Annotated in this window: 20 protein-coding genes; 13 read left to right on the top strand and 7 right to left on the bottom strand. The window is 51.3% G+C overall.

The genetic code is table 11. From position 1 onward, the window contains the following. The first annotated feature begins 55 nt into the window (after positions 1-55). Genes IE073_RS02805 through hisIE form a run of 8 tightly spaced genes read left to right on the top strand, consistent with a single transcriptional unit; the run spans position 56 to position 6,822 of the window. Positions 56-340 carry a YerC/YecD family TrpR-related protein gene (locus IE073_RS02805; RefSeq protein WP_189581007.1) on the top strand — a complete coding sequence of 95 codons (285 nt, stop codon included), beginning with the start codon at positions 56-58 and terminating at the stop codon, positions 338-340. Continuing rightward, on the top strand, positions 337-1,224 hold the full coding sequence (gene hisG / locus IE073_RS02800; protein WP_189583723.1) for an ATP phosphoribosyltransferase: 888 nt from the start codon (positions 337-339) through the stop codon (positions 1,222-1,224). Before IE073_RS02805 ends, hisG begins: the two co-directional genes overlap by 4 nt. Then, complete coding sequence (hisD, locus tag IE073_RS02795) at positions 1,224-2,522, top strand: histidinol dehydrogenase (protein WP_189581004.1); 1,299 nt, start codon at positions 1,224-1,226, stop codon at positions 2,520-2,522. The genes hisG and hisD overlap by 1 nt, the downstream gene beginning before the upstream one ends. After that, positions 2,519-4,156: a histidinol-phosphate transaminase gene (gene hisC / locus IE073_RS14120; RefSeq protein ID WP_233349756.1), complete on the top strand. Its 1,638-nt coding sequence runs from the start codon at positions 2,519-2,521 to the stop codon at positions 4,154-4,156. The genes hisD and hisC overlap by 4 nt, the downstream gene beginning before the upstream one ends. Beyond that, positions 4,150-4,752, top strand: a complete 603-nt coding sequence (hisH, locus tag IE073_RS02785; protein ID WP_189583720.1) for an imidazole glycerol phosphate synthase subunit HisH — start codon at positions 4,150-4,152, stop codon at positions 4,750-4,752. The genes hisC and hisH overlap by 7 nt, the downstream gene beginning before the upstream one ends. After that, complete coding sequence (hisA, locus tag IE073_RS02780) at positions 4,749-5,474, top strand: 1-(5-phosphoribosyl)-5-[(5-phosphoribosylamino)methylideneamino]imidazole-4-carboxamide isomerase (RefSeq protein WP_189581001.1); 726 nt, start codon at positions 4,749-4,751, stop codon at positions 5,472-5,474. Before hisH ends, hisA begins: the two co-directional genes overlap by 4 nt. Beyond that, positions 5,468-6,235, top strand: a complete 768-nt coding sequence (hisF, locus tag IE073_RS02775) for an imidazole glycerol phosphate synthase subunit HisF (RefSeq protein WP_189580999.1) — start codon at positions 5,468-5,470, stop codon at positions 6,233-6,235. Before hisA ends, hisF begins: the two co-directional genes overlap by 7 nt. Then, positions 6,232-6,822 carry a bifunctional phosphoribosyl-AMP cyclohydrolase/phosphoribosyl-ATP diphosphatase HisIE gene (hisIE, locus tag IE073_RS02770; RefSeq protein WP_189580997.1) on the top strand — a complete coding sequence of 197 codons (591 nt, stop codon included), beginning with the start codon at positions 6,232-6,234 and terminating at the stop codon, positions 6,820-6,822. The genes hisF and hisIE overlap by 4 nt, the downstream gene beginning before the upstream one ends. Before the next feature lie 17 nt (positions 6,823-6,839). Here the strand turns inward: hisIE and IE073_RS02765 are convergent, their stop codons facing one another. Genes IE073_RS02765 through cysG form a run of 5 tightly spaced genes read right to left on the bottom strand, consistent with a single transcriptional unit; the run spans position 6,840 to position 11,613 of the window. Further along, positions 6,840-7,058, bottom strand: a complete 219-nt coding sequence (locus tag IE073_RS02765; RefSeq protein WP_189580995.1) for a hypothetical protein — start codon at positions 7,056-7,058, stop codon at positions 6,840-6,842. Positions 7,059-7,102: 44 nt separating this feature from the next. Continuing rightward, complete coding sequence (locus IE073_RS02760) at positions 7,103-8,287, bottom strand: phosphoadenylyl-sulfate reductase (RefSeq protein ID WP_189580993.1); 1,185 nt, start codon at positions 8,285-8,287, stop codon at positions 7,103-7,105. After that, positions 8,280-9,929 carry a nitrite/sulfite reductase gene (locus tag IE073_RS02755; protein WP_189580991.1) on the bottom strand — a complete coding sequence of 550 codons (1,650 nt, stop codon included), beginning with the start codon at positions 9,927-9,929 and terminating at the stop codon, positions 8,280-8,282. Before IE073_RS02755 ends, IE073_RS02760 begins: the two co-directional genes overlap by 8 nt. Then, positions 9,929-10,240 (bottom strand): DUF2849 domain-containing protein, encoded by a 312-nt coding sequence (locus IE073_RS02750; RefSeq protein WP_189580989.1) that lies wholly within the window; start codon positions 10,238-10,240, stop codon positions 9,929-9,931. The genes IE073_RS02755 and IE073_RS02750 overlap by 1 nt, the downstream gene beginning before the upstream one ends. After that, a complete protein-coding gene (gene cysG / locus IE073_RS02745) occupies positions 10,237-11,613 on the bottom strand; it encodes a siroheme synthase CysG (RefSeq protein ID WP_189580987.1) in 1,377 nt (458 codons plus the stop codon). The genes IE073_RS02750 and cysG overlap by 4 nt, the downstream gene beginning before the upstream one ends. A 103-nt stretch (positions 11,614-11,716) precedes the next feature. Between cysG and IE073_RS02740 the strand changes: the two genes are divergently transcribed. The 3 genes from IE073_RS02740 to IE073_RS02730 are packed head-to-tail and all read left to right on the top strand — an operon-like array spanning position 11,717 to position 14,364. Next, positions 11,717-12,328, top strand: coding sequence for a helix-turn-helix domain-containing protein (locus tag IE073_RS02740; RefSeq protein WP_189580984.1), 612 nt, complete (start codon positions 11,717-11,719; stop codon positions 12,326-12,328). A gap of 39 nt (positions 12,329-12,367) precedes the next feature. Further along, positions 12,368-13,720, top strand: coding sequence for a threonine synthase (gene thrC, locus IE073_RS02735; RefSeq protein WP_189580981.1), 1,353 nt, complete (start codon positions 12,368-12,370; stop codon positions 13,718-13,720). Continuing rightward, a complete protein-coding gene (locus tag IE073_RS02730) occupies positions 13,720-14,364 on the top strand; it encodes a shikimate kinase (RefSeq protein WP_189580978.1) in 645 nt (214 codons plus the stop codon). Before thrC ends, IE073_RS02730 begins: the two co-directional genes overlap by 1 nt. On the opposite strand, the gene hemH is transcribed toward IE073_RS02730, so the two are convergent. Continuing rightward, positions 14,347-15,342 carry a ferrochelatase gene (gene hemH, locus IE073_RS02725; RefSeq protein ID WP_189580975.1) on the bottom strand — a complete coding sequence of 332 codons (996 nt, stop codon included), beginning with the start codon at positions 15,340-15,342 and terminating at the stop codon, positions 14,347-14,349. The two genes, IE073_RS02730 and hemH, sit on opposite strands and share 18 nt — an antisense overlap. A 364-nt stretch (positions 15,343-15,706) precedes the next feature. Between hemH and IE073_RS02720 the strand changes: the two genes are divergently transcribed. Continuing rightward, the gene (locus IE073_RS02720; RefSeq protein WP_189583717.1) at positions 15,707-17,539 is read left to right on the top strand and encodes a M2 family metallopeptidase; all 1,833 of its coding nucleotides are present in this window, start codon (positions 15,707-15,709) and stop codon (positions 17,537-17,539) included. 132 nt (positions 17,540-17,671) lie between these two features. Then, positions 17,672-18,973 (top strand): diguanylate cyclase domain-containing protein, encoded by a 1,302-nt coding sequence (locus tag IE073_RS02715; RefSeq protein WP_189580972.1) that lies wholly within the window; start codon positions 17,672-17,674, stop codon positions 18,971-18,973. Between the two features lie 23 nt (positions 18,974-18,996). Here the strand turns inward: IE073_RS02715 and mfd are convergent, their stop codons facing one another. Beyond that, positions 18,997-22,476 (bottom strand): transcription-repair coupling factor, encoded by a 3,480-nt coding sequence (mfd, locus tag IE073_RS02710; RefSeq protein ID WP_189580969.1) that lies wholly within the window; start codon positions 22,474-22,476, stop codon positions 18,997-18,999. Between the last annotated feature and the right edge of the window lie 3 nt (positions 22,477-22,479).

Below are 22,479 nucleotides of genomic sequence, written 5' to 3'. Positions count from 1 at the left end.
TTGATAATTTTTTGACTTGTGGCTCGCCTGTACCAGTGTATTAGCGCGCTAACACATGGAACAGTCAACGAAATACGTTAAGCTCGAAGCTGCTTTAGCCCAACTAGACTCGCAGGAAGACGTGCGCGACTTTTTGGTCGACCTATGCACACCTGCGGAACTTCGGGCCTTGTCAGAGCGTTGGCATGTCGCGCAGATATTAGACGAAGGTGAAAAGTCTTATCGCGAGATACAGGCTGACACCGGCGTTTCCACAACAACAATTGGCAGGGTCGCGCGATTCCTGCGCGATGAACCACATGGCGGCTACCGTGCGGTGCTTGGTAAGAAAGACACATAATGACCGACCGCTTACGGATATCTCTCCAAAAAAAGGGCCGCTTGGCCGAAGATAGCTTTGATCTACTGCGAAAATGCGGTCTACGATTCTCGATCCGTGGGGGCGGGCTGCTGGCGCGCGTAAAGAACATGCCTGTTGATTTGCTGCTCGTTCGTGACGACGATATTCCTTCATTTGTCGCGAATAACGCATCCGATATTGGGATCGTCGGCGAGAATGTGCTGGTAGAAGAACAGCTAAGTTCGAAGTCTCCGCTGAATGCTAAGATCACGATGCGACTTGGATTTTCGCGTTGCAAACTATGTCTGGCCGCCAGCACTACTGGAAAAGTCCAGTCGCCTGCGGACCTGAACGGAACACGAATCGCCACTACATACCCGGGTGTCACTGCACGGTATCTTGCTGAACAAGGTTTGGATGCAAAACTGGTTGAGATGAAGGGCGCTGTCGAACTTGCGCCATCTATCGGGATTGCCGAAAGTATCTGTGATCTTGTTTCTTCTGGTGCGACCCTTGAGGCAAATGGCCTTGCTGCATTTGAAACGATATTAGAAAGCGAAGCCGTTCTGATCCAATCGGATCGAGAGCTCTCGCCCGCAAAAGCCGATATTCTTGCCAAGTTGATGAACCGAATTGACGGCGTTTTAAAATCGGCGGAAACGAAATACATCATGCTCAACGCCCCAAAAGATGCGATTGAAGCAATCACAGACCTTCTACCTGGATCCGACGCACCCACGATTATGCCGCTCGCAGGCCAAGGCGACCTCGTGGCCATGCAGGCTGTCTGTACGGAAAAGGTCTTCTGGGAGACGCTGGAAGGCCTGAAAGCACTAGGCGCACGTGCCATCCTCGTTCTACCTATTGAGAAGATGATGAGCTAATGCAGCGCTTTGATTGGATAAACCTTACAGCTTCGGAGCGGATTACCGCCCTCGCTCGTCCCGCGGCGATTTCCGATGCGACTTTAATTGATGGCGTAAAAACCATTTTGTCCGACGTTAAGCTCAACGGTAACGAAGCGCTTTTGCGCTTTACGCAGAAGTTCGATGGTGTCGAGCTTGATGCGCTCGAAGTCTCTGCATCTGCAATGAAGGCTGCTTGGGACGCCCTCTCCGCTGCAGATCAAGCGGTGATCGAGCGGGCTCGAAGAAATATAAAACGATTTCACAAAGCCCAAATCCCTTCGCCCATCGAAGTTGAAACTGAACCAGGCGTTATCTGTCGACGTGAAGCTCGCGCGATAGAAACGGCGGGCCTTTATGTACCTGGTGGAACTGCGCCTCTAGTCTCTACCCTGCTCATGCTATCTGTACCGGCTAAAGTCGCGGGCGTTCAAAACCGAATTGTCGTCACGCCTCCTGGCAAAGACGGCAAAGTCAACCCGATGATCTTGGCTGCCGCTTTTCGTTGTAAAGTCACGCGTTTGTTCGCTGTGGGTGGAGCCCAAGCGATCGGCGCATTGGCCTATGGCACAGAAACCATTCCAAAGTGCGACAAGATTTTCGGACCAGGTAATGCGTGGGTCGCCGCCGCTAAATCATTAGTTGCCCAAGAGGCGGGCGGTCCAGCGATCGATATGCCTGCGGGGCCTTCTGAAGCCATGGTTTTAGCCGACAGTTCGGCCAACCCAGCTTTTGTGGCCTCAGATTTACTTAGCCAAGCCGAACACGATACTGTGGCTCAAGTTGTATGTGTCGCGGAAAACCAAGCCATTGCAGATGCCGTCGAAGCTGAGATTGAAAAGCAGCTGGAGACATTATCCCGTGCAAAAATTGCGCGCGAGTCTTTAGGCTACGGGCGGATGTTCATCGCGGAAGACCGATCAGACATTATTGACATTGTGAACCGATATGCTCCCGAGCATTTAATCGTTCAGCTACGCAGACCTGAAACCTATGTCGGGGCCATTCGCCACGCGGGTTCAATTTTCGTAGGCCCTTGGACACCAGAGAGCGTGGGTGATTACGCCAGTGGCACAAACCACACGCTGCCAACCTATGGTGCGGCACGCGCTTATTCTGGCGTGACACTGAATAGTTTTTTGAAATTCATCTCAATTCAACGTCTCACAAAAAAAGGCCTTAAACGTCTTGGTCCCGTTGTTGAACGTCTGGCTGAAATGGAAGGGCTTGATGCGCATAAGAATGCGGTCACCCTGCGCTTGGAGGCGCTGAAATGACAAATTGGCCTGAAAGCATAGCTCGTAAAGCGATCGTTGCGATGTCACCTTATTCGGCGAGAGGTGGCGCGACGGATGCGCTTCACTTGGACGCTAACGAAAACCCATATGCTCCGCCGCCAGTTGTTGGCGCATCAGAATATAACAGATATCCGTCTCAGCAGCCTGAAAAATTGGTCCGACGTCTCTCAGATATCTACGGTGTTCAGCCCGATCAAATCATGGTTGGTCGCGGCGCCGATGAAGGTATTGAATGCTTGCTACGCGCCTTTTGCGAAACAGGCGTAGACAATATTCTCACATGCCCGCCTACGTTTGGATATTATAAGACCTGTGCAGATATCCAAGGCGCGGGAATTGTCGAAGTTTCTTTAAGCGAAACCTATGAATGGGATATTCCTGCGGTGATCGAGGCGGGGCGTCATTCCTCGGTCAAAATGGTATTTCTCTGTTCCCCCAATAACCCAACAGGCAATAGTCTGACCCGCGCCGCTATTCTTCAGGTTTGTTCGGAGCTGCCAGAAACACTGATTGTCGTGGACGAGGCCTATATTGAGTTCTCCGACCAAGAGAGTCTTTCGGATCAAGTCGGCACTGTGCCAAATCTCGTCGTACTTCGTACCTTGTCTAAAGCTTTTGCTCTCGCAGGCGTCCGAGGCGGCGCTTTGCTAGCTGACCCAAAGATCATAGACCTCTTGCTGAAGGTGCTCCCGCCCTACCCGATTGCACGCCCTGTTGAGACAACCATTCTGAACGCGCTTGCGCCGTCGGCAATGTCGGTTCACGCGCAGCGCCTAGCGGAAACGATATCTGAACGCGCTCGAATGGCTGAAGGCCTAAAACGCTCTGCCTATGTGAATAAAGTATTCCCTTCAGATGCAAACTTTCTCCTACTTGACGTTAAAGACGAAACGGCTTTGCTTGCCCAGCTGCGTCAGTTCAACGTCAAAATTAGAGACTATCGTTCGACAACAGGGCGTATGCGGATTTCTATTGGCTCCCCCAAAGAAAACACAGTCGCCCTGCAGGCATTTGGTGTGGTGGACATACCGAAGAATGCGGACCGTGTCGGTGAGATGTTCCGCAAGACGAATGAGACGGACATTTCCGTTCGCGTCAATCTGGATGACCCTTTGCAAACTCATATCGAAACTGGCATCGGGTTTTATGATCACATGCTGGAGCAAATTTCGAAGCATGGCGGCTTTGGCCTAACGATGTCCTGCGAGGGTGACCTTCATATTGATGCTCACCACACGGTGGAGGACACAGCGTTGGCCTTTGGTTCAGCGTTGAAATCAGCCTTGGGTGATAAAGCGGGCATTGGGCGTTATGGCTATGTAATTCCGATGGATGAAACCCAAGCCCAAGTTGCGATTGATTTGTCAGGACGCCCTGCTGCCGTCTTCAACGGTAAGTTTCCAACAGATCATGTTGGAGACTTCCCTGTCGAAATGTGCCCGCACTTTTTTGAAAGCCTCGCGCAGACGCTAGGCGCGGCAATTCATGTTGATGTTAAGGGCGATAACTCACACCACATGATCGAAGCCTGTTTTAAAGGTGTAGGTCGGGCTTTGCGGCCGGCCCTTGCGGTATCGGGCAGTGATATTCCATCGACCAAAGGTACATTGTGAGCCTTGTAATTGTCGATACAGGCTGCGCAAATTTAGCCTCCGTACAGTATGCTTTTGAACGTTTGGGTATAGAGCCGCTCGTCAGTGATGATCCTGTGACCATTCTATCCGCCGAGCGAGTGGTTCTACCAGGCGTTGGCTCAGCACCCTTTGCGATGCGGGGCATTCATGCCAAGGGCCTAGGGCCTGTACTTCAATCGCTAAAACAACCCGTCATAGGTATATGTCTCGGTATGCAGCTTTTGTATGAAACTCTGGAAGAAGGCGGTGAAACCGTTGAGGGGTTAGGCCTCATTCCTGGCACCATCGAAAAACTGCAAACTGGCGATCTTCCCGCGCCCCATATGGGATGGAATACCTTGCAAACTGTGAAGCAAGATCCGCTACTAAACGGTATCTCGGACGGTGATTACGCTTATTTTGTGCATTCCTATGCAGCCTTCGTCTCGGACAGCACGCTTATGACAGCTGAATATGGTTCGGCTTTTACGGCGATCACGCGCAGTAAGAATGTATGGGGCTGTCAGTTCCATCCGGAACGAAGTTCCAAAACAGGCGCGCTGATCCTCAAGAACTTTTTGGACATAAACCTATGATATTCCCAGCAATGGATTTGATGGACGGCGGATGCGTGAGATTACTGAAAGGTGATTTTGCTGCGCGAACCAATTATGCGACTGACCCCATCGAAGTCGCCAATAATTACGCCTCAGCGGGCGCCGAATGGATGCATATTGTAGACCTTGACGGCGCAAAGAACGGCCAAGCCGAGCAATCTGATTTAATTCTGAAGATTGCCAATTCAGCCGACATAAAGGTCCAGACGGGTGGAGGCTTGCGCGATCTTGCTCAGATCAAAAGACTGCTGGAAGGCGGCGTTAATCGCGTCGTCATTGGCTCCCTAGCCGTCACGAATCCTCAAATGGTCAAGCATTGGCTGCGGGATGTGGGGCCAGATGCAATCTGTCTCGCCTTGGATGTCAATCAAGGCGAAGACGGCGAATTTCGGCCCGCAACAAAAGGCTGGACCGAAGCCTCGAATAAAACGATTTGGGACGTAATTGGTGACTATTTGGGGTCAGGGCTTAAAACGATCTTGGTCACCGACATTGGTCGCGACGGAATGCAGACCGGCGGGAACATTGACCTCTATAAGCGGATCCAGTCCGAGTTCCCCTCACTTGATTTGATCTCCTCGGGCGGCGTTGGAACCCTTGATCACGTTCGCGATTTAAAAGCGATAGACCCCTATGGGATCATCATCGGAAAAGCGCTTTATGAAGGCGCATTTACTCTGCCCGAAGCCATCCAATGCTAACACGTCGCATCATTCCCTGTTTAGATGTTCGCGATGGGCGAGTGGTCAAAGGCGTTCAATTTCGAAACCATGAAGATGTTGGCGATATTATTGATCTAGCATTGCGTTATCGTGATGAGGGTGCCGATGAGCTCGTATTTTACGACATCACAGCATCGGTTGATGATCGCACGGTTAGCCCTGAATGGGTCGGCAAAGTCAGCCGCGCACTCGACATTCCCTTTTGTGTTGCTGGCGGCATTAAAACCGTCGAGGCAGCAGGTGCACGACTCGCCGCAGGCGCGGATAAAATCAGCGTAAATTCTCCTGCTCTCATGCGTCCCGATCTTATCAATGAATTAAGTGACGCCTATGGCGTACAATGCATTGTGGTCGGCATTGACACCTTCGCGGATGGGGAAATCTACCGCGTCAAATCCCATACGGGTGATCCCGATAAAACCCGCGAGACAGGACGCCTCACCTTAGATTGGGTTCAAGATGTTGTGCAGCGCGGTGCAGGCGAAATCGTTTTAAACTGCATGAACCGAGATGGTGTGCGAAAAGGCTATGACCTTGAGCAGCTCAAGGCCGTTCGCGCAGTTTGCGAAGTCCCGCTTATTGCCTCTGGCGGTGCGGGTGCCACAGAACATTTTGAGGACGTCTTCAAACGAGCGAATGTCGACGGCGCATTAGCGGCGTCGGTCTTTCATAAATCCGTGATCGCCATTCCTGATCTAAAGGCGGACTTGCGACGCGCGGGCATAGAGGTGCGATTGTGAAAATTGATTTTGAAAAAGGCGGCGGCTTGGCGCCTGCCATTGTTCAAGACGCGGACACGCTTCAGGTTTTAATGCTGGGCTATATGAACGCTGAATCTGTTTCTAAAACAAATGCGACAGGTTTGGTCACATTCTACAGCCGGTCTCGGAAAACACTTTGGACAAAAGGCGAAACGAGTGGAAACACTCTCGCCCTAGTCAGTATGATTGTCGATTGCGATCGCGATACACTTCTCGTCAAAGCGAAACCCACGGGTCCAACTTGCCATGAAGGCACAGTCTCCTGTTTCGGTAGTGAGGGGGCAGAAGGAGTCGGGTTTTTATCCTATCTGGAGACCTTGATCGAAGGCCGAAAAACAGCCGATCCTGAAAGCTCCTATACGGCGCAACTCCTCCATGGCCCTCTCCGCCGCGCCGCGCAGAAGGTCGGGGAAGAGGGCGTAGAAACCGCCCTCGCCGCTGTTGCCGAAACCGATGATAAGTTGGTGAGCGAAGCCGCAGATTTGATTTATCACACGTTGGTTTTATTGGCGGCGAAAGACCTAAAACTAGATGCCGTCGTCGCAGAGCTAAAACGTCGTCACTGAATCTTACTTAAAACTTGCTACCAGAACGAAAGCAGGTCGATTATCCATGCAAACCATTTCGGCCAAATTGCGCCGATAATGGTGAATAAGACGACACATCCTACAAAGCCATAAAACCCCAAACTCAGAGGCACGAAACCAAAATTAGTCGCGATTATTAAACTCACAACACCAATCGCGACCCCAGCAACCCCGCCGCCAATGAAACCCGCAATACGGGTTTCAATCCTGCTCATGTGGCTTGGTTTATTCAGGTCGTATGGGTGCTTATCTTCTTCCACTAGAAAGCCTCAAACGTAGCCTTGGTCTCAATGGAAACCCATTTTCCATCGACCATGTGAATGCCGCATTCTGTTTTGTCGCTATTTCTCCAACGGCCCGCGCGGGGGTCCTCGCCGGCTGAAACACGTGTGGTGCAAGGCTGGCATCCGATTGAAAGATACCCAATCGCGAGCAGTGGATGTGGTGGTAAATCATGTTGGCGCATATAGGCACTAACGTCTTTAGCGGTCCAATATGCAAGCGGGTTCACTTTAGCTTGCGGACCACCCTCCTCTAATATCGCCATGTCCGCGCGCTCTGGAGTTTGGTACCGTTTTCGCCCTGTGATGCGCGCGCCATAAACGTTTATGACACCGTCAAGCGGCCTTACTTTGCGAAGATCGCAACAGGCGTCAGGATCGCTTTGGTTCAAAGTGCCTTCTGGATCTTCATTTAGAAGCTCGGACTTGTCAGGCGTAATATTCTGAAAATTTGTGAGGCCGAAACGGCTCACCAGATCATCGCGGTACGCCAAAGTTTCCCGAAAATGCTTGCCTGTGTCCAAGAAGATCACAGGCAAATTTGGATCAATCCGCGAAACCATGTGTAGGAGTACAGCCGAATCCACACCCATGGAGGTGGCCAGCACGATATCGCCTTTATATTTTGCGATGGCCTTACGTAGCGTCAACTCCGCCGAGTGCGCGAAAAAAGGGTCACCTGCCTTTCGCGCATCAAGAGCCGTCATACGGGCATCGAACACCGACGTGGCGGGCCCTGCTTTTACTGCATAGCCGCGTTGATAGGTGAGATCGAATTCATCCAATGCGCCATGCCAATCTTCAACCGTATGCCGTTTGAGGGTCTCATCATCCAAACGTACGGCATCAAAACCACACTGTAAGGCGAAGGCATGCTGATCTGGGATGAGTGGACCATCGGCGATGAGAAGACCTTCGTAAGCGTATTTCCGACGGAGTTGACGCGCGAGCGAAAAGCCTCTGCCATCCGTATAAGCTGGGAAGTCTATGAGGATCGTTTCAACGCGTCCGAGCGCAGGCGCGAGCGCTGCCAAATCCGCATCATTTGGGATATGCAAAACTTCAATAGTTTCATTTCCGTCGAGATTTTCTAAATTTGTAGGATCAGCAAACCGCGACGCATCACGCGCGCGGCCGTCCTGAATGAGAGTGTGACTAGGCATAAAGCACCTCTTTGAACGGCGCGATGCCGATACGTCGGTATGTGTCGAGGAAGCGTTCGCCCGCCTCGCGTTGTTTGAGGTAGAGATCGACCATGTTTTCAATTCCGTCGATTAACTCTTCCTGTGAAAAACCAGGCCCTGTCACCTTACCAATTTCAGCATGTTCGGAAGCATCACCGCCCAATTTAACTTGGTAAAACTCCACACCCGCTTTTTCCAAGCCAAGGATACCAATATGTCCAACATGATGGTGCCCACACGCATTGATACATCCAGAAATCTTGATCTGCATTTCACCAATGGTGCGTTGGCGTTCTGGATCCGCAAAACGCTCTGCAATGGCTTGGCTGATTGGGATCGATCGAGCCGTCGCAAGTGCGCAAAAATCCATGCCGGGGCAGCAGATAATGTCGGTGATCAGATTGATGTTATCAGCGGCTAACCCTGCGGCTTCAAGCTCTTCAAATAGCACAGGTAGATCAGCCTGTTTCACATGCGGTAAAACAAGGTTTTGCTGATGTGTCGAGCGTAGTTCGCCGAATGAGAATTTGTCAGCCATATCAGAAACTGCGCGCATTTGCGTCGCCGTAATATCTCCCGGGGCCAAATCTTTCGGCTTAAGCGAGATATTTACAATGGCATATCCCGGCGCTTTATGAGCAGCGACGTTATTCTTTGCCCAAAGGGAGAAAGCACGGTTTGCGTCTAACGCATCGGTCAGTGCCTTTGGCTCATTTGCCAGTGCCTCGAATTCGGGCGGAGCGAAATAAGAAGAGATCCGGTCGCGTTCTGCGTCAGAAACAGAAATATCGCTGACATCAATCGTCGCATATTCCGCCTCAACTTGTTCACGAAACGACTCGATCCCAGTCTCTTGCACCAGGATTTTAATCCGAGCTTTGTACTTGTTATCCCGACGTCCATAACGATTATACACGCGAAGCGCGGCCGTGAGGTAGGCCAGTAGTTCACCCTTGGAGAGGAATTCGCGCAGGACTTGTCCAATGATAGGCGTGCGGCCTAACCCCCCGCCGACATAGATTTTATATCCAACATCGCCATCTTCATTCAGAATAATTTGAATGCCAATGTCATGCGCTTTGATCAGCGCGCGATCTTTCTCTGCCGCAGTCACCGCGATTTTAAACTTGCGCGGTAAGAAGCTGAACTCAGGATGCAGGGTTGACCATTGCCGAATGAGCTCTGCCATAGGACGCGGATCTTCGACCTCTTCAGCCGTTGCCCCTGCATAGGGATCACACGTTACATTGCGAATGCAGTTTCCAGACGTCTGGATCGCGTGCATTTGGACACTCGCCAGATTATCTAGCATATCAGGCACATCAGGCAGTTTAGGCCAGTTAAACTGCATGTTTTGACGGGTCGTGATATGGCCGTATCCGCGATCATATTTTTCCGCCAAATGGGCCAACATACGAAACTGTTCGCTATTCAAAGTGCCGTAAGGAACAGCGACCCGCAGCATGTAGGCGTGTAATTGAAGGTAAAGACCGTTCATCAAGCGTAGTGGCCGGAACTCCGCCTCACTTAAACGGCCGGCCAGCCGGCGCTCAACTTGCCCCCTGAATTGGCGGGTACGCTCGGCAACGAGCTGAGCATCAAATTCATCATAGCGATACATTAGTTGGTCTCCAGCAAATCTGCTGTGTCATAAGATGGGCCGTTCACGCGAAATTTCTCGCGATAACGGGCAGGCAGGCCTGTGTCTGGCTCGATGTCGATGAAATAAATGCCGACGACCAAATTGGACTTCTCATCGGTTTCTGCACGGAGGTGCATGCGATCGATCAAGTCTTGGTCTTCTGTGCGCAGCGCTTTTGAGAAGTCGCGTGTCCAATCCAAATTTTCATCCAGCCAGACACTGAAACCATCTCGCAGCTCATTCGCGGTCATTGATTGGGGGCCTTTGCCCTTATGTTTCAACGTGCTCATACGGCCAGTCTTTCTGAAGAAATCGTTTCACGCTCAGCGTAGCCGATCAACAATATGGCAGGGCCTTTAATGCCCGCTGCTGCTATGTCGTCAGGTAACTTACGCAACGTCGTATATGTAATGATTTGATTAGGCCGAGAGGCATTTTCGACGACTGTTACGGGTCGATCACCTTCCGCACCGTGCAACATCAGTCGCCCTTGAATAAATCTAGATGCACCGACACCCATATAGACGGCAGCCCGTCCGCCGGGTCTAGCCAAGGATGCCCAGTCCTGTTCAGCGAAGCCTTTCGCATCATGACCCGTCAATAAAGAAACAGCTCTGTTTGTCCCGCGGGTTGTCAGCGAAGCGTTTATAGCAGCGGCGGCCGCGGCGGCAGATGTGATACCCGGGATGATTTGCACAGGAATATCCAGCGCAGACAGCGCGTCAATTTCCTCATCGGCACGACCAAAAATCAAGGGATCGCCAGACTTCAAACGAACAACAGACAGTCCTTCCGTGGCCTTGTCGATCAAAATTTGATTGATTGCCGTCTGGCCAATGGACGGCTCACCGGGTGTTTTGCCGACATAAATATATTCGGCTTCCCGACGCCCAAGCTCAAGCACGCCGTCACTCACAAGGCGGTCATAGACAATGACGTCGGCCGCATGTAGCGCCCGTCTCGCAGCCGTGGTCAGCATATCCGGGTCCCCAGGCCCTGCTCCCACTAGGAGCACCTTGCCCGCGATGTCATCTTGGCCTGCAAGCTCCATTTCAACCTGGGACTCTAGACCTTCTGGCGAAACGCGGAGCTGCGCGCTCAGGTCTTTGCCTCCCAAAATTCGAGCCCAGAATCTTTGACGATCAGCGAGATCTGGCAATAGCGCCTTAACTTTTTCTCTCAACACTTTGGTCTTCAACGCAAATGCGCCCGTTTCGGGCGGCAGGATCGTTTCCAATTCAGCTTTTAACGCACGGGCGAGAGCGGGGCTCGTACCCTCTGTTCCGATGGACACGAGTACGGGAGCCCGATCGACCAAAGCGGGGGTGATAAATCGACAGGCTGCTTTTTGATCCGCTGCATTTACCGGAATTTGTCGTGCAGTTGCGGACGCGGCGATAGTCGCGTTTAATGCATCGTCCTCTGTAGCCGCGTAAACTAACGAAGCACCATCGAGATCCGATTCTCTATAGTCACGCTTTTCCCAATTAAGTTTTCCTTGGGACGCCCAACGCGAGACCTCTGGACCAACTGACGTGTCCACGACAATCAAGTTGGCCTCAGTCTTAAGTAAAGTCCGAAGCTTAGCTTCTGCAGCAGGACCGCCGCCGACGACCAATATATTGGCCCCGCGGGTATCAAAGTGTATGGGCAAATACTGCATGCGCGTCTCGGTTTTTTTGAATCTCTAAGCGTTCACTTGATTGAACGCGTCTGTTCTATATATAGAACGCAAGAATAGAAATCTACCATCACACGAAAAATTTATGGCCCGCCAGAAACGTTTACCTTGCCCTGAAACTGAAGCGCTTTCCGAAAAGCTTGGGCAGACGATCCTCCGTCTTCGGACAGTTGATAAGATGTCACTTGGTGACTTATCTGAGTTATCTGGCGTGGCGAAATCAATGATTTCGCAGATCGAAAAGAATGAAACTAACCCCACGCTCGCCACACTTTCTCGTCTATCTCAAGCTTTGGGCACAAGCGTTGAGGCCATGGTTTCGGACGCGCCGACTGAATCGGCGCTCGTCCAGCACGCCAAGCCTCAAGATACGCCGCGACTTCTCTCGCAAGACGGTCTTTGTGAATTACGTATAATCGGATCACTCGATACTATTCAGTTTGTGCAATGGTATGACTTTACAGCCAAACCCGGTGGGATATTGGAGAGCTCCCCTCATCCCGCTGGGTCAATTGAAAACTTGAGCGTTCTAACGGGTAAGTTGGAGGTCACGGTTGAAGGTGAAACTTGGTCGGCCCCTGCCGGCGAGACACTTCGCTATAGAGCCGATCGGCCGCACAGTATTCGAAACATAGGCGAGACTGAGGCCCATGCGACTATGGTGAATATTCTCGCGCATGCTGTACGTTCGCGGTAAAAACTTGCGCGTGGCGCAATCTAGGCTATGTGAGCGCGCATGAATTATCACTCTCATCAAGATTCTTCGGTCAAAGCTAGTTTTAGCGATGCTCTCCTTGCCAGTCTCGCACCCGGCGGTGGCTTGTGGATGCCGGATGCCCTGCCAAAATATTCTCCGAATGAAACGGCGCGACTTGGTGCCATGTCTTTTGCCGATTGCGCCGCAGAATTAGCTGCAAATTTCGTCGACGAGAAATTCACTGCCGCAGATCTGAAGAATATTTGCCGAGATGCCTATAACTTCCCGGTTCCGATGGTGACGCTTGCTGGTGAAACATTGGACCCAGCGCTAGCCCCCGATGCAGAGGACTTCGTTCTGGAACTTTTCCACGGTCCGACATTAGCGTTTAAAGACTTTGCCGCCCGTTTCATGGGGCGTGCAGCTAGTCACATCATGGGCAAGACGAAGCAGCGCCGCACAATTTTAGTTGCAACATCGGGTGATACTGGCGGCGCGATTGGTGATGCCTTCTTAGATCAGGAAGGGATCAAGGTCTTCATCCTCTTCCCCAAAGGCGGCGTTAGTAAAGTTCAAGAACAACAGCTAACGACCATGGGCAATACGCGGTCAAACGTAAAAGCCATCGCGGTTGATGGATCGTTTGACGACTGCCAACAACTTGTGAAACAAGCCTTTGGCAACAACGCGTTATGCGAAGAACATGACCTCATGAGTGCAAACTCAATCAATGTCGGCCGAGTTATACCGCAAAGCTTCTACTATTTTTGGACATCTCTACAGGCAAAAGCGGCCTATCCTAGCCGCCCGCTGGTTTATGCCATTCCTTCAGGGAACCTCGGCAATTTGACTGGCGGCCTTATCGCCAAACAGATGGGCGCACCGATCAACCGGTTCGTCATTGGCAATAATGCAAACGACCCCTTTGTGGATTATCTTAGCACGGGCGAATACACACCACGGCCAAGCGTTCCAACGCTGTCAAATGCTATGGATATCGGTCGCCCAAATAACTTCCCACGAATTTTGGCGCTACATGGCGAAGACTACACTGAAGTCACTAAAGTGTGTTGGGGTGCATCCTTCAGCGATGAAGAGACCGAGCGCCACATTCGCCGCGTCCACACAGAAACAGGCTATGTGATGTGCCCCCACACGGCCGTTGGGCACTTGGCGATGGAAAAATTTGCGGAGGACGTGAGTGACCCCTTCACCCGCATCACTGTTGGCACTGCCCATCCTGCTAAATTCGCCGATAGTGTTGAACGCATTCTCCACACCGACATTCCCCTGCCCGAGCCCCTTGCGAAGGCTATGCGGAAAAAGAAGCGGATGCATGTCATGTCCCCGACATTAGATGCCTTGTCTGAATATCTCGCCAAACACGCATAATGAAACTGAGCCGAGCCGAATTTGAACAAAGATACGCCGAAAACCGGCTTAAAATTGCGCTCGTTGGTATGTCAAATATCGGCAAAAGCTATACGGGAATGCGCCTAGCAACGGGATTTGATTTTGACTTGATTGAGGTCGACACGCTAATCCGTGAACAGCTCGGCCAAGGTAGCATGGAAGATTTTGCAGCTTGGCAAGGTCAACCTTATTCCGAAGGGTATAGCGAACGTGAAAAACAATCGATAGCGCTGGAGAGTAAGGCAACGAAGCAAGCTCTGAACCATCAAGGCGGTAATGCCGTCTTAGACACGACTGGTAGCGTCATTTACACCGATGATGACGTCAGGGAATCCCTCACAAAGGATTGGTTTGTTGTTTATATTTCCGCGTCTGGTGACGCGATTGAACGCTTGAAAGTGCAGTACTTCAAACAACCGAAACCTTTGATTTGGAATAACTTTTATCAACGTAAAATAAACCAATCTCAGGACGAAGCGATTTTAGAAAGTTACCCTAAACTTTTGGCCGCCCGCGCAAAGGCCTATGCCGCGCTAGCCGATCTAACGATTGGATCGGACGTCATCCTTGATACAAAATTGACGATTGAAGACATCTTCCAAAGGTTAAAGCCAACCGTTTAGCAATCGCTCTTTGGCCAAATCGGCTAAAAGATCGAGATGTGCGGGATCGGCATTTAGGCACGGTATGGCCGTAAAATGCGTACCCCCATGCTCCATAAAGCTTTCTTTCGCTTCTTCCGCAATTTCCTCCAGCGTTTCCAAGCAGTCAGCTGAAAACCCTGGCATCATCACCGCCACTTTTTTCACGCCGTTTTGTGGTAGCGCCTCTAACGTTTTATCCGTGTATGGCTGTAGCCATGCCTTCGGTCCGAACCGAGATTGGAATGTCGCGTAAAGTTCCGACTCAGTCTTGCCCATATGTTGGCGCAAAAGCTCCGTCGTTTCCAAACACTCACCCTGATAAGGGTCGCCCTTATCAACATAACTTTGCGGGAGGCCATGATAAGACGTCATAATAACATCCGGCGTCCAGTCTAAAGTAGACAGGTGTTGATCGACGCTTCCAGCCAATGCCGCGATATAGCGCGGATCGTCGTAGTAATGACGTAAAAAGCGGAGCTCTGGAACATCCATTCGTTTTTCAAGTGCCATAGCAACACCATCATAAACCGAGGCCGTCGTCGCGCCCGCAAATTGTGGATAGAGCGGCAGCACGGCAATGTTGGTACAGCCCTTCGCTTTCAACGCATCAAGGCCTGCTCCGATCGACGGATTACCGTATCGCATTGCGATCTCTACGTGAACGCCGTTACCCAAACGTGCCTGAACGCCAGCGGCCTGCGCTCGCGTTATCCTGATCAAAGGCGCCTCATCACCCGGAAACGCTACTGGCTCATGCCAAATCGATTCATATAAAGCTGCCGATTTGCGCGGGCGGGTGCGCAGAATAATCCCATGCAAAATCGGACACCATATCCAGCGTGACGTATCAATTACGCGGTAGTCATGAAGAAATTCCGCCAGATAGCGGCGAGTGTCTTTGGCTGTTGGCGAATCGGGTGAGCCAAGATTGACAAGTAACAAACCAGGGGTCGACATAGGTAGTTGTGTCCTTTCGGTCTCACTTCGCAAATAAAATAACGAAAACAGGCCATGAGTGGTGTAGTAATTCAGACGAAGTGTTGAACCGCTCCTGCCCTGTGTCTACGACTAAGCCAACACAATAGGATTGCTGCAACACGGTTTATTTGACCAATTTGCTATCATTTCAAATTAGCCACGGCGAGGACACATCATGACAAAGTCGAAACTCTTAGGGGCAACAGCGCTCACGGCGGCAATGTTGTTTTTGTCTGCCTGTTCAGGTGCCGAAAAGGCTCCCGTCGAAACACCTGTCGAAACCACCCAATCTGAAGTGGAAACACTGGTTACCGAAGCTGCGACACGTCCAGGTTCAGAATTGATGGCCGCCTCCCAACAAAGCCCATCCAACACGGCCGTTACAGTTCAAAGTGCCAAGGAGTTTCTCGAAGCCGCTGAAACCGAGATTGAAGAGTTTAGCAAATACGCGGCGCAAACAGCATGGGTCAAAGCCAACTTCATTACCCAAGATACGAATGCCTTAGAAGCGAGAATGGCGGAAGCTGGCGCTAAAATGTCCACGCGTCTTTCCAATCAAGCCAAGCGGTTCAATGGACTTTCCCTACCTACGGATATGCGTCGGAAGATGGACGGCCTGTTGCGCGGATCCAATTTTCCAGCTCCCGATAGCGCTTCAGCGGCAAAAGAACTTGCCGAAATTATGACACGTCTGGATAGCGCTTATGGGACAGGTAAATTCCCAATTGATGTCAAAGACGAACGTTTCATCTCGATCCTTGATCAAAATAACGACGGCAACCTGAACGATGAGGTGCCAGAGGGCACTATCCATCTCGGTCAAGCCTCTGACATCATTGCGAAGTCAGATGATCCAGACTTGCTGCAAGAAGTTTGGGAAGGTTGGCGGACAGTCGCACCTCAGATGCAAGATGATTATGCCAAAATGGTCAAAATTATCAACGAGGGTTCAAATGAACTAGGGTTCAAAGATGCTGGCGACCTGTGGCGCGGCGGATATGATATGGACGCCGACGCCTTTGCTGAAGAAGCCGATCGCCTTTGGGGACAGGTAAAGCCGCTTTACGACGAACTCCATTGTTACGTGCGCGCCGAACTAAATACCAAATACGGTGATGAAGTTGTTCCGCTAGATGGTCCCATGCGGGCGGATTTGCTTGGCAATATGTGGGGTCAAAGCTGGGGTAATATTTACGAAGACGTCAAGCCAAAGACGGGCGGCCAAGGCGTTGATGTAACGAAGCTGCTCGAGGCCAAAGGGTATGATGCCAAAAAAATGGTCGAGACGGGGGAAACCTTCTTCACCTCTCTTGGCTTCGCCCCCCTCCCCGAAACGTTCTGGGAACGCTCGTTGATTACCAAGCCCAAAGACCGCGAAGTTGTCTGTCATGCATCAGCTTGGAACTTGGACAATGAAGAAGACATCCGTATTAAGATGTGTACGAAAGTGAACGGCGAAGACTTCTCGACTGTCCATCACGAACTCGGCCATAATTTTTACCAGCGCGCCTACAAAGACCAGCCTGTCTTTTTCAAAGATGGTGCCAATGATGGTTTCCATGAAGCTATCGGCGATATGATTGCCCTGTCCATCACGCCTGAGTATTTGGTGAAAATTGGCCTATTAGACGCCGAAGATGTCCCAGGTGAAGATGCGGATCTGGCGTTATTGATGCGGCAGGCCATGGATAAGGTCGCTTTCTTGCCCTTCGGCTTAATGGTCGATCAGTGGCGTTGGAACGTCTTTAACGGAACATATGCTCCGTCAGAATATAACGCAGGTTGGTGGGAACTCCGCGAAAAGTACCAGGGTTTGAAGCCGCCGGCAGATCGTCCAACCGATGCGTTTGATCCGGGTGCGAAGTATCATATTCCAGGTAACACGCCCTATATGCGCTATTTCCTAGCCCACATCTTACAATTCCAGTTCCACAAGGCAGCGTGTGATCAGGCTGGGTTTGAAGGTCCACTTCACCGCTGTTCTGTCTACGGTAACAAGGACGTAGGCGAAAAATTCAACGCGATGATGGAAATGGGTTCGAGCAAGCCTTGGCCCGACGCATTGGAAGCGTTTACAGGCACGCGCGAGATGGATGGATCGGCCATCTTGGAATATTTTGAGCCTGTCATGACCTACTTACAAGAGGAAAACAAAGAGCGGAATTGCGGTTGGTAACGTTCACTCGGGGAAATCTTGGTTAACAAGCTGGTAGCACTTCGCCCTTACCCTCTGGGTATGTCCAGTCCCGCTGTCAGTCTACCGAGTGATTCTTTTCCAACGCCTTCGTCGGCGGCTAGGAAAACGCGGGTGCTTATCGTATCAGATCACCCGACAGAAAGCAGAGCCGTCGCGAGCAATTTGCGGCGTCTAGATCTGGATGTTCAGCTCGCACTTTTTGACGGAAAAACCTTAAGTGCAATCCCGACGCAGGCACCAGACGCCGTGTTATGTCATTTGACGGACTATGCAGAGCGCGGTCCTCAACTTGCAAAAGTTGTCCGATCGCATTTTAGCCCCGTGCCAATGCCTGTCATTGGCGCGATGTCTCGTCCCTCAGAAAACAGCTCTGTTGAGTTTGACACCACTTTATTTTCGCCAATGCACCCGTCTCAGATCGCTAATCGCGTGAATGGCATGATCCGTTTGGGAGCCATGGAGAGCGAAATCGGTCGGCGCTTAGCTACGCTTTCGGAGACGTTTAACTTTCATCCAGACCTGGGCGACATGACACCCAATAGACGGTTCCGGGTTCTGTTTATTGGGAAGGCATCGCCGGCCTTTATGGTAATTATAAATGCGCTTCAGGACAAAGGGGTAGATGTCGTCGCCGCCTTTACCAGCTTTTCAGCCTTTGATTACCTTCATGGCGAGCCGTTTGACGCCGTGGTTATGAATGCTTTGGAGCAAACAGAGCCAGCCTTCAGTATTTCAGAGGCCATGCGTCGAAATTCGAGGTTATTTCATACACCAACGCTTTTCCTTACAGATAAAAAAACTTTCGAATCCCATGACGCAGCTTACGCGAAGGGCGCCCATGACATTATTGAGGTTGATGCAGACCCCCAAGAAATAAGCGGTCGGATTCTTGAACTCGCCAATTATCATCGTGTTCACGAGCAGCTGAAAACCGATTTTTCGGCTCTAACTACGGGCATTGCGAGAGACTCATCGGACACCGCGTTTTCTCGCGAATTTATGGAGGCGCACGTCCCCCGCCTCTTAGCAGACGCAAAAACGGCTGGCGTCCCCTTGACGTTAATGGCGTTGCGTCTGGTGTCGAACAGCGACAGTCCAGTTGAAACCCGAGACGTCGCAGATGTCGCGCAAAAGGTTGCCGCTTTGCTAGGCAATCTTGTCAGAATGCAGGACGTGGTTAGTCGCTGGAATGCCGAGACTTTCATCTTGGCATTTTATAACACAAATCGCACAGAAGCAGAGGTCATCCTTAATCGTATTGAAGCCCTTTTCGAGTCCTCCATCTTTGAAGAAGATTTAAGCTGTGAAGAGAAATCGGCCTTCAAATTGGAAATTTGCATTAATCAAATCGACAGTGAAACCGTGCCTGCACGTGATATTCTGAACGATATTGCAGCAAAAATTGGGCAATGACGTCTTTTCTATAATTCGCCTCATCAATCTGTCTTAGGTATCAATGCGGCAACCGCCTTTTCACTTCCGCGCAGTCTGAATTTCGGTTCACTGAAATTTCCCATGACCAGTATGGTTTGGTCCGGTCGCAATCTCCATCCGCTATTTTTGGTGATCGCATTCATGATGACAGACGGATCCTTTATGTCCTCATGCCGCATATGCATGACAATTCCCTTCGGCCCTGCATCCACCTTCGCGACATGAGCCTCGCGACACAATCGTTTGATTTTCATGACCTTTAACAAATGATCGACTTCCTGAGGGATTGAGCCAAAACGGTCAATGAGCTCGGCAGCCAAGGCATTTGCCTCGGTATCATCAGAGATTTCGGAAATCCTGCGATAGGTCGCGAGACGTAAATTAAGGTCAGGGATATAGGCCTCTGGGATCAATATCGCTACGCCGACATTAACCTGTGGGGTCCAGCTTTCATCTCGCACGGACTCTTCATCGTCCTTCAACTCGGCTACCGCCTCTTCCAACATATGCTGGTAAAGTTCGACACCAAGATCTTTGATATGTCCAGATTGCTCTTCACCTAATGGGTTCCCGCCGCCGCGCATATCTAGGTCATGACTCGCCAGTGTAAATCCAGCGCCCAAATTGTCTAAAGATTGCAGAATTTTCAGACGCTTGAGAGCCGCCTCTGTCGCAATTTGTGCCTCTGGCATTGTGAGATAAGCATATGCGCGAACTTTAGATCGACCCACGCGACCGCGCATCTGATAAAGCTGTGCTAAGCCAAATCGATCTGCGCGATAGATAATCATCGTATTCGCAGATGGTATATCGATCCCGCTCTCGATAATTGAGGTTGAAATCAGGACATCATATTGGCCATCATAAAAGGCGGTCATGATATCTTCCAAAGCGCTCGCGCCCATTTGGCCATGCGCGATAACATACTTCACCTCTGGCACAGCATTTCGCATGAACTCTTCGATGCGCGGTATGTCGGCGATGCGCGGACAGATGAAATAGGACTGCCCACCCCGATATTTTTCGCGCAGCAATGCCTTACGAAGGGACACTTCATCCCAAGGCGTCACATAGGTTCGGATCGCGAGGCGGTCGACAGGCGGTGTCGCGATCAAGGAAAGCTCGCGAATGCCCGAGAGCGCCATTTGTAGGGTCCGCGGGATAGGGGTCGCGGTCAGTGTGAGCACGTGAACATCTGCCCGAAGTGATTTCAGACGTTCTTTGTGTTTCACGCCAAAGCGCTGCTCTTCATCGACGATCACTAACCCCAGGTCAGAAAACTTTACGGTCTTGGCCAACAAAGCATGCGTCCCAACAATGATTTCACAGCGTCCCGAAGACAAATCTTCTTTCGTTTGCTTCGCATCCTTCGCCGAAACGAGTCGAGAGAGCTGTCGGACGTCAACGGGCCATCCTCTGAATCTTGCTTTGAAGGTACGATAATGCTGGCGTGACAGGATCGTTGTTGGCGCGACAATGGCGACCTGCTGTCCCGCCATCGCCACGGCGAAAGCAGCTCGTAACGCGACTTCTGTTTTACCAAACCCTACGTCACCGCAGATCAATCGATCCATCGGGCGGCCGCTGGCGAGGTCTTTATAAACATCATCAATCGCGTTCAACTGATCGTCGGTTTCGGCATAGGGAAAGCGTGCCGCAAATTCGTTATAAGTTGATTCATCGGGCGTGATGGGGTCAGTTCTCCGCAGCGCCCGTTTTGCAGCTATTTTGATAAGGCCTGCCGCGAGATCACGGAGGCGACCTTTGGCTTTTGATTTGCGCGCCTGCCAAGCCGCACTTCCCAATCGGTCAAGCACAGCACCATCGCCAGCACTGCCGTAACGAGAAAGAAGTTCAATATTCTCGACCGGAAGATAGAGCTTCGCCTGCCCTGCATATTCCAACTCTAGACAGTCATGGGGTGCGTCCGAGACCCGCAAAGTTTTGAGACCGATATAACGCCCTAGACCGTGGTCAATGTGAACGATCAAGTCTCCAGGTGAAAGAGACGCGGCTTCCGCAATAAAGTTCTTGGCCTTACGCTTCCGGCCCCGATTGATGAGTCTGTCCCCTAGGATGTCCTGCTCTGACAGAACCGTCAATTTTCCAAGAGTGAAGCCATTTTCAACGGGCAGAATAACAGCGCGAATATCACCTGGCTTACTATCTAAGGCAGCCTGTGAATTGACTTTGGGTACAACGAGGTCTTGGTCTTCAAAAACGCTAACCAAACGCTCGCGCGATCCATCCGTCCAACAGCCAAGCCAAATCCGTTGGCCCTCTTCCCGAAGCGTTGCAATATGCTCGGCTACAGATTCAAATACATTCACGCCTTCCGTGCGCCGCTCTGGCGAGAAACTCCGTGCGGGCCGTCCACCGAAATCGATGATACCTTCAACGGGGCTTTCGAAAGGTGTGTGTTGTCTGACGCGTTGGGTCTCGATTTGCGCGGTCCAAGTCGCGTCAGTTAGATATAGCCGATCGATTGGAAGAGGACGGTAGAGCCCGGCCGTTTTTGACGGATCGCCACTCCCCGTATCTCGGGACTCGGCGTGTTCCTGACGAGAAGTATAGAAGTCCTCAATCAGATCGACGCGTTCACGTTTGGCTTCTAAAAGAAGCCCGTCCAAACCGATCAGGGTATTTGGACCGAGATAGTCAAAAATCGTTTCTACATGGCTGTAAAACAGCGGCATATAATGTTCGATGCCTTGCGGACGGATGCCTTCAACGACCGCAGCGTAAATTGGATCACGGCTAACGCCGCCGCCGAAGGCCGCAATATAATTTCGTCTGAAATTGCTAATCGCGTCTTCTGTCATGAAGACTTCCGATACGGGTGCGAGTGTTAATTCCGACCGTGCCGACGTCGTGCGCTGGCTATCCACATCGAATTCTCTGATCGATTCGATCTCATCACCGAAAAAATCTAACCGAAGTGGATTTTTTTCTGTCGGAGGGAAAATGTCGATCAAGCCACCTCGCACGGCAAAATCGCCCGCTTCGACAACCGTACTAGCCCGAGAGTAGCCATTATTGGTCAGGTAACGCTCAATGCGCTCACGTTCCATATTGCCGCCGACCCTAGCCGATAACCCTGCATCAGCTATGATTTCCCGAGGCGGCACCTGCTGCATCGCGGCGCTAATCGTGCTGACAATGATATAAGGCCTATTTGGATCAATCGTCGTCAGGAAATACAGGGCACCGGCACGGCGCGCCGCCAAAGTGCGGCTGGGGGAAACCCGGTCATATGGCAAACAGTCCCAAGCCGGCAGGGACAACACGGGAATGTCTGGCGCGAAGAAACGACAGGCCGCTTGAAAAGACGAGGCGCGCGCGTCATCCCGAGCCAAAAACAGGGTTGGCGTTTTTTCGCGACGAACGGCCTTTGTAAACGCCAAAGCATCCGCCCCTTCGGGCAGCCCCGAAGCGGTCAGTTTCTGCTCAGGCCCGACATATCGGGAGAGTTGAATTTGCATAGC

The organism is Litorimonas cladophorae (genome assembly GCF_014652455.1).
Classification (GTDB): domain Bacteria; phylum Pseudomonadota; class Alphaproteobacteria; order Caulobacterales; family Maricaulaceae; genus Litorimonas; species Litorimonas cladophorae.
This window is presented reverse-complemented; position numbering and strand designations above follow the sequence as displayed.

Bases quoted from the DNA above. Each gene is read 5' to 3' on its own strand.
- IE073_RS02805 (WP_189581007.1), top strand. From the start codon at position 56: ATGGAACAGTCAACGAAATACGTTAAGCTCGAAGCTGCTTTAGCCCAA.
- IE073_RS02750 (WP_189580989.1), bottom strand. From the start codon at position 10,240: ATGAGCACGTTGAAACATAAGGGCAAAGGCCCCCAATCAATGACCGCG.
- IE073_RS02760 (WP_189580993.1), bottom strand. From the start codon at position 8,287: ATGCCTAGTCACACTCTCATTCAGGACGGCCGCGCGCGTGATGCGTCG.
- IE073_RS02720 (WP_189583717.1), top strand. From the start codon at position 15,707: ATGGCCGCCTCCCAACAAAGCCCATCCAACACGGCCGTTACAGTTCAA.
- thrC (WP_189580981.1), top strand. From the start codon at position 12,368: ATGAATTATCACTCTCATCAAGATTCTTCGGTCAAAGCTAGTTTTAGC.
- hisA (WP_189581001.1), top strand. From the start codon at position 4,749: ATGATATTCCCAGCAATGGATTTGATGGACGGCGGATGCGTGAGATTA.
- hisD (WP_189581004.1), top strand. From the start codon at position 1,224: ATGCAGCGCTTTGATTGGATAAACCTTACAGCTTCGGAGCGGATTACC.
- IE073_RS02730 (WP_189580978.1), top strand. From the start codon at position 13,720: ATGAAACTGAGCCGAGCCGAATTTGAACAAAGATACGCCGAAAACCGG.
- hisF (WP_189580999.1), top strand. From the start codon at position 5,468: ATGCTAACACGTCGCATCATTCCCTGTTTAGATGTTCGCGATGGGCGA.
- IE073_RS02755 (WP_189580991.1), bottom strand. From the start codon at position 9,929: ATGTATCGCTATGATGAATTTGATGCTCAGCTCGTTGCCGAGCGTACC.
- IE073_RS02740 (WP_189580984.1), top strand. From the start codon at position 11,717: ATGGCCCGCCAGAAACGTTTACCTTGCCCTGAAACTGAAGCGCTTTCC.
- IE073_RS02765 (WP_189580995.1), bottom strand. From the start codon at position 7,058: ATGAGCAGGATTGAAACCCGTATTGCGGGTTTCATTGGCGGCGGGGTT.
- mfd (WP_189580969.1), bottom strand. From the start codon at position 22,476: ATGCAAATTCAACTCTCCCGATATGTCGGGCCTGAGCAGAAACTGACC.
- hemH (WP_189580975.1), bottom strand. From the start codon at position 15,342: ATGTCGACCCCTGGTTTGTTACTTGTCAATCTTGGCTCACCCGATTCG.
- cysG (WP_189580987.1), bottom strand. From the start codon at position 11,613: ATGCAGTATTTGCCCATACACTTTGATACCCGCGGGGCCAATATATTG.
- hisC (WP_233349756.1), top strand. From the start codon at position 2,519: ATGACAAATTGGCCTGAAAGCATAGCTCGTAAAGCGATCGTTGCGATG.